1 protein-coding gene is annotated in these 697 nt (G+C 39.2%); it reads right to left on the bottom strand.

The genetic code is table 11. The features are described 5' to 3' along the window. Positions 1-28 precede the first annotated feature (28 nt). Positions 29-697: LacI family transcriptional regulator (locus B2008_RS06130; protein ID WP_286822614.1), on the bottom strand; the 669-nt coding region annotated here is incomplete at its 5' end.

Raw genomic sequence — 697 nt, 5'->3', positions numbered from 1 at the left:
TGCTAATCCATGCATCATAATGAGTCAATCAACCTTGATATGTGCGTTTGTCGCCAACAATAAATTCAGAGTTTATCTTAATAGTTGTATTTTCTTTTGGATTGCTAATTACTAATTTCAGCGCTTTTTCACCAATTTCAATAAAGTGGTGATCGATTGTCGGAATGTTCAATAGAAATCCTGACAACTGGTTTTCTTGTCCGATTAGCTTTGGGAGGAATCGCTTATGGTCCATATAGTATTGCCACACACCTGCCGCGACATCATCACCATTAGTGAAAATATAGTCGATATCCAAATTGCTGGTAGACAGGTGTTTTGCCGCAGTATAGACATCTGAAAAAGTGACGACATTATTCACAATCCATTCAGCAGACGGTATGTAATGGTAGACTCGCTTAAATGATTTCAAAGTGGCAAAACTTGTCGCACTTTCCCTTGGAGACCGACTGAACAAAAATACGATGTGCTTGACCCCTTTTGCTAAAAGCCAAGAAAACGCATCATGATAACCTGATTCGCGATCGGAAAAGACCGCTGGGATATGACTGTTTCCGGGATCTTCACAGAGTACAATTTGCCCATATGTTAGATACGATGTTAGTCGCTGTAATGAAATGCCATGGGATGTAAAGATTAGCCCATCAAATAATTTACGGTGTAGCTGTTCTAGATACTTAATTTCAAGCATTTCGTT

The organism is Lactobacillus sp. UBA5813 (assembly GCF_002417895.1).
GTDB classification, from domain to species: Bacteria; Bacillota; Bacilli; order Lactobacillales; family Lactobacillaceae; genus Lactobacillus; species Lactobacillus amylolyticus.
Note: the sequence above shows the minus strand (reverse complement) of the source record. Positions and strands in the feature narration are given on the sequence as shown.